5 protein-coding genes are annotated in these 6,058 nt (G+C 64.1%); 1 reads left to right on the top strand and 4 read right to left on the bottom strand.

Features of this window, described 5'->3' with window-relative positions; translation table 11 throughout:
* Window positions 1-204: 204 nt before the first annotated feature.
* Window positions 205-957 carry an SDR family NAD(P)-dependent oxidoreductase gene (locus tag EP237_RS21575; RefSeq protein ID WP_127562899.1) on the bottom strand — a complete coding sequence of 251 codons (753 nt, stop codon included), beginning with the start codon at window positions 955-957 and terminating at the stop codon, window positions 205-207.
* The gene (gene hemF, locus EP237_RS21570; RefSeq protein ID WP_127562898.1) at window positions 957-1,847 is read right to left on the bottom strand and encodes an oxygen-dependent coproporphyrinogen oxidase; all 891 of its coding nucleotides are present in this window, start codon (window positions 1,845-1,847) and stop codon (window positions 957-959) included. The genes EP237_RS21575 and hemF overlap by 1 nt, the downstream gene beginning before the upstream one ends.
* Before the next feature lie 246 nt (window positions 1,848-2,093).
* Here hemF and EP237_RS21565 point away from each other — a divergent pair, with 246 nt between their 5' ends.
* On the top strand, window positions 2,094-3,620 hold the full coding sequence (locus EP237_RS21565) for a D-alanyl-D-alanine carboxypeptidase family protein (protein WP_420812541.1): 1,527 nt from the start codon (window positions 2,094-2,096) through the stop codon (window positions 3,618-3,620).
* 74 nt (window positions 3,621-3,694) lie between these two features.
* On the opposite strand, the gene ccoS is transcribed toward EP237_RS21565, so the two are convergent.
* Both ccoS and EP237_RS21555 read right to left on the bottom strand, forming a co-directional pair.
* Entirely contained in the window at window positions 3,695-3,853 is a 159-nt protein-coding gene (ccoS, locus tag EP237_RS21560) for a cbb3-type cytochrome oxidase assembly protein CcoS (protein ID WP_127562896.1), read from the bottom strand.
* An 18-nt stretch (window positions 3,854-3,871) separates the two neighbouring features.
* Window positions 3,872-6,058, bottom strand: a complete 2,187-nt coding sequence (locus EP237_RS21555; protein ID WP_127562895.1) for a heavy metal translocating P-type ATPase — start codon at window positions 6,056-6,058, stop codon at window positions 3,872-3,874.

The raw sequence follows: 6,058 nt of genomic DNA, 5'->3' as shown, positions 1-6,058 counted from the left end.
TATGAGGACCACATACGCGAGGACGAATTCTGTAAACTTCCGTTGCGATGAAAAAGCATGAATGCTCTCCCGTCAATTCATGAGAATAATCATCTCCGATAACTGACAAGAAAACACATAAAATCACCATTCGTCACGTTCTTTTATCAATCACCCCCCTTGCAGACACCGGCGGCATCATTGGCCCGGCAGTTTTTTCGCGTATCACAGCCTGAGCGACGGCAGCCCGATCCCGGTCGACTGGAACCCGCCATCAACGGCGATCACCTGGCCGGTCACATAACTCGCCTTGTCCGAGCACAGGAAAACGATGACATTGCCGATCTCCTCTTCGCTGCCATAGCGGTTGAGCGGGATCGCGTCGTGATAGGCGTCGATGATGTCCTGCGTGTGCACGGCCATGGCCAGTTTCGTCGCCACCGGCCCGGGGCAGATGCAGTTGGCACGCACGCCCCATTCGCCCCACTCCGCCGCCTGCTGCTGCGTCAGGTGCATGACGCCCGCTTTCGACGTGCCATAGGCCACACGCAGGGTCGAGGCCCTGAGCCCCGAGATCGAGGCGATATTGACGATGCTGCCTTTCGCCGCTTTCAGCGCGGTCGCGCAGGCCTGCGAACACAGGAAGACCCCGTCGAGATTGGTTTCCATCACCCGCCGCCAGCGTTCGAAATCGGTCTCGTCGATGGGGCCGAAATCGGCCACGCCCGCGTTGTTCACCAGCGCGTCGATCCGGCCGAACTGCGCCTCAACCTCAGCGGCCATGGCCGTCACCTGATCGGGCTGCGAGACGTCGCAGACCACGGGCAGGACGTTCTCCAGCCCAGACGCGGCTTCCATCAGCGCGGGCACGTCGCGGTCGATCATCGCGACGCGGCGACCTTCTTCGAGGAAGAGTTTCGTGGTAGCGAGGCCGATTCCGCGCGCCGCCCCGGTCACTATCGCGGTTTTCTGCATCATCACACCCATTTGGCCAGCGGCGGCAGGCTCATCAGCACCGCGTTCGCGTCATGCCCCGTGGCCAGCCCGAACTTGGTGCCCCGGTCATAGACGAGGTTGTATTCGGCATAGAGCCCCCGGTGGATCAGCTGCGCATCCTTGTCTTCCTCCGTCCAGGGCGTATTGCGGCGCTTTTCGGTGACTGGCAGGAAAGCGGGCAGGAAGGCGCGGCCGATATCCTGCGTCAGGGCGAAATCCGCGTCCCAGTCGCCGCTGTTGCGGTCGTCCATGAAGATCCCTCCGACACCGCGTGCCCGGCCCCGGTGCGGGATGAAGAAATACTCGTCCGCCCAAGCCTTTAGCTCGGGGTAGAGCCCCGGCCCATGGGGGTCGAGATGTGCTTTCTGCACGGCATGGAAATGGGCGGTATCCTCGTCATACTCGATGCAGGGATTGAGGTCCGATCCACCCCCGAACCACCAGGCATGGGGCGTCCAGAACATGCGGGTGTTCATGTGCACTGCGGGGGTGTGCGGGTTCTGCATATGGGCCACCAGCGAAATGCCAGAGGCCCAGAAGCGCGGATCGTCCTCCATCCCCGGCACGCCCCGCGCGGCCATGGCCTTCTGCGCCTGCGCACCAAGCTGGCCGTAGACCGTGGACACGTTCACGCCCACCTTCTCGAACACGCGCCCGCCGCGCATCACGCTCATCAGCCCGCCGCCCGCATCGGACCCGTCGTCGGAGGCGCGTTTCGTTTCCGTCACCTCGAACCGGCCCGCTGGAAGGCCTGCTAAGGGACCCTCGATCTGGCTGTCCTCCAGCGCTTCGAAGGCGGCAACGATCTGGTCGCGCAGTTCTCGGAACCAGGCGGAGGCGCGGGCTTTTCTGGCATCAAACGGGTCGCTCATCGGGGTCTCCTTTCGCGGTCGGCGGGACTGTGCCCAATCGGCCCCGGCAGGTCCAGAGGCCCGGGGGCAGATATTGCGGCCAGATCGTCGCGTGGCCCGACATGTCGGTTGCCCCAAAATGACCTCAAATTGAATCACGGTTAATGATGGATTCTTATGAAATTATCCCCTACTCTCACCTCAAAGCCGCATCAGACGGCGCAATTTGCCGCGACAGACGGCATCAGAGGCAGACAGAGCAGTTTCGTGATCCGAAGAACGCTCCTTTCGACCCTGACGGGTCTTGTTGTGCTACTAAGCACGATCCTGGCCGTGGTTTCCCCGGCGCAGGCCGCCCCCTATGCCGCCATGGTCATCGACGCACGCACCGGTGAAGTCCTTCATTCGAGGAACGCCGACACACGGCTGCACCCGGCCTCGCTGACCAAGATGATGACGCTTTACATCGCGTTCGAGGCGATCCGGCTTGGCGAAATTACCCTTGATACGCAGGTGCGCATTTCCCGAAATGCCGCGGCGGAGCCGCCATCTCGCCTCGGGCTTCAGGCAGGCAGCACGATCCGCCTGCGCTATCTGATCCGGGCCGCCGCCGTGCGATCCGCCAATGATGCGGCCACCGCGATCGGTGAGGCCATCTCGGGTTCGGAAGCCGCCTTTGCCCGGCGGATGAACCGGACCGCCGAAGCGCTTGGCATGACGCGCACGACCTTTCGGAACGCCAACGGGCTGACCGAAGAGGGGCATCTTTCGACCGCGCGCGACATGACCACGATGGGACGTCGGATTTTCTATGATTATCCGCAATACTATAACCTCTTTTCCCGTCGCACTGCGGATGCGGGCATCGCCACGGTGCGCAACACGAACCGCCGCTTTCTGGATGCCTATCGCGGGGCGGACGGAATCAAGACGGGTTACACGCGCGCGGCGGGCTATAACCTTGTGGCCTCGGCCGAGCGGGGCAATGTCCGCATCATCGCGACCGTCTTCGGCGGACGGTCCACTGCCAGCCGGAATGAACGGATCATGGAACTTCTGGACATGGGATTTGCCCGCGCCCCTGCCAATGCCACGATCCGACGACCCGAATTACCCTCCTATGGCCCGGGAGATGGCCGGGCCGGGCGCACCATCCGGCCAAATGGCCTTGTGACGAGCAGCCTGAGACCACTTCCCCGACCGCTGCCGGTGGCCGAGCCCGAAGAGATTCCCGAGGTTTCGCCGGACCTGATCGCCGCTGTCGAGGAAGCGGTCGAAGACGCCCTGGCCGATCCCCCGCAACAAGACCTGAGCGAGGCCATCGCGCCAGAGCCACCCCTGGAAGAGACCGATGACGAGGGCACAGAGGCCCTGGCGGAGGCCGAAGCAGTGGAGACGGAAATCGAAGAAGGCAGCGATGACTCGCTGCTGGCAAGCATCGCGCCGGTCCCGCGACCGGAAATCGTGGCTTATGACTCGACCGAAATCGAACTTGCGGTGATAGACCCCGACCCGGAACCGCCCGTGCAGGAGATCGTCACGCGGGCCTCATCGACCGGCAGCCGGCTTTACGGTGTGTCGCTCGGGCGCTACCCGTCCCGTTTCGCCGCCGAACAGCTGCTGCTGCGCACGGCCCTGGCGGAACTGGGCACGTTCGATGATGCTTTGCGCAACGTCGTGCAACGCACCGGCGGCTTCGAGGCGCAATTTGCGGGCATGGGGCAGGAACAGGCGGAACGGGCCTGCGCGCGGCTGATGTCGCGGAACATCACCTGCACGACCTACGGGCCCTGAGATTCCTTTGCCATGTGGCGCGGGAAGGATCTTGCAAGATCCTTTGAAGGTTTTTGCAAAAACCTTCCCCGCGCCTAGCCTTTCGGTTTGTCGTCGTAGTCGCCGGACAGAATGCGGTTGGCATCGCCTTCGGGGTCGTCGAACTGCCCCCGCTTCAGAAGCCAGAAAAACCCGACCAGCCCAAGCGCGCCCAGGAACAGGGACACGGGGATCAGTATGACGAGAACATCCATCGGGGGCCTTCTTTCCGGTCAGCGCAGGCGCAGCGCATTGAGCGACACGGTAATCGAGCTTGCCGACATCGCCAAGGCCGCCATCAGAGGTGTCGCGAATCCGGCAATCGCAAAGGGCACAGCCACGATATTGTAGACCGTGGCAATCGAGAAGTTTTCGCGGATGCGCGCGCGGGCCTTGACCGAGGTCGCGAACGCATCGGCAATCGGTGCCAGATCCTTGCCAAGCAGAACCATGTCCGAGGCCACGCGCGCCGCATCCAGCGCCGAAGCCGGCGAGATCGACACATGGGCGGCCGTCAGCGCGGCGGTGTCGTTGAGCCCGTCACCCACCATCAGCACCTTGGCACCCTCGGCAGAAAGATCCGCCACACGGGCGGCCTTCTGGTCGGGCAGCGCCTCGGCCATGACCTCGTCGATGCCGATCTCCGCGGCGAAGCGATCCACCGCGCCCTTGGTGTCGCCAGAAATCAGGATCACGCGCAGACCGTTCGCCCGCAGCCCTTCAACAGCCTCTTTCGCACCGGGTCGCATGGAGTCCGTGAAGGTGATGGGCACAGGAGGCTCGTCTGCGATCTGAAGGAATGTTGCCGTCATGTCGGGCGCTTCGGCCCCCACCCATGTGGCGCGGCCAAGGCGGACGGTCTTGCCTTTCCAGCGACCCTCGACGCCATAGCCCGGCACTTCACGCACGTCGCTCAGTGTCACTGGCAAACGGCCCAGGTCACGCAGGCCGCGGGCCAGCGCTTCGGCCAGCGGGTGACCGGACACTGTGGCCAGCGACAGAGCCACGCCCTGCGCCTCTTCGGGCAGATCGGACAGCCCCACGGGATGCGGCGCGCCCATGGTCAAGGTGCCGGTCTTGTCGAAGACCACCGTATCGACCTCGGCCAGCCGTTCCATCGCGGTGCCGTCCTTGATCAGCATCCCCTTGCGGAACAGTCGGCCAGAGGCGGCGGTGGTCACCGCAGGCACGGCAAGGCCAAGGGCGCAGGGGCAGGTGATGATCAGAACCGCAGCGGCGATGTTCAGCGACACGCGCAGATCGAATGTGTAGAGATACCAGCCCACAGCCGCGAGCGCCGAGAGGATATGGACGCCGGGCGCATAAAGCTTCGCCGCCTGATCGGCGAGCGAGGTGTAGTTGTTGCGCCCCGATTCCGCGATGGCGACGAGGTCTGCAATCCGGTGCAGCGCGGTGTCTTCGCCTGCTGCCGTCACCTCCACTGTGAGCGGCCCGGTCAGGTTGACCTCGCCCGCCGACACAGCCGTGCCCGGCCCGGCAAAGGCGGGCAGGCTTTCGCCGGTCATCAGCGCGCGGTCGATCTCGGAGGTGCCTTCGCGCACCACGCCATCCACGGGCACGCGGCCACCGGGCTTGACCAGAACGACGTCGCCCACGACGAGCTCCGCGACGCCCACGGTTTCGGTTTCCCCTTCCGCAGACAGGCGCAACGCACGGGGTACTTCCATTGCCGCCAGTTCCTGCGCAGCGGAGCGAGCCGAGGCGCGGGTGCGATAATCGAGATACCGGCCAGCGAGCAGAAAGAAGGTCAGCGAGATCGCGGCATCAAAATAGGCATGTTCGCCGGAATGGATGGTTTCATAGAGCGACGTGCCCACGGCCAGCAGAATCGCCAGCGTGATCGGCACATCCATGTTGAGCCGCCCGTTCTTCAGCGCCGACCACGCATTCACGTAGAAGGGTTTGCCGGTGAACACGATCGCAGGCAGCACGATGAAGGCCGAGATCCAGTGCATCATGTCGCGCGTGACGCCTTCGGCACCGGACCAGACGGCGACCGACAGAAGCATCACGTTCATCATCGCAAAGCCTGCCACGGCCAGCCGCATCAGCAGGTCCTTGCTGGCCCGGTCGGCCTCGGTCGTGGCCAACACGCCGGGGTCAAGCTCGTGCGCCTCATATCCCACGCGGTCCAGCACCTGCACGAGATCCTCTGCCGTCACGTCTGCATCGGCCTCGACCATCGCGCGTTTGAGCGTCAGGTTGACCCGTGCGGAATGGACACCAGGTGCCTTGGCCAACTCCTTTTCCACGGTCGAGATGCAGGCCGCGCAATGGATGCCCGGCAGCGACAGCATCAGCCGCGCGTCCTGGGGCACCGCCGCCAGCGCCTCAGCCGCAGGGGTGACGGAACAGGCGGGGCAAACGGCAGGGCTTGGATGCTCGAACGTGGCAGACAT

The organism is Nioella ostreopsis (genome assembly GCF_004000255.1).
Lineage (GTDB): Bacteria > Pseudomonadota > Alphaproteobacteria > Rhodobacterales > Rhodobacteraceae > Nioella > Nioella ostreopsis.
Note: the sequence above shows the minus strand (reverse complement) of the source record. Positions and strands in the feature narration are given on the sequence as shown.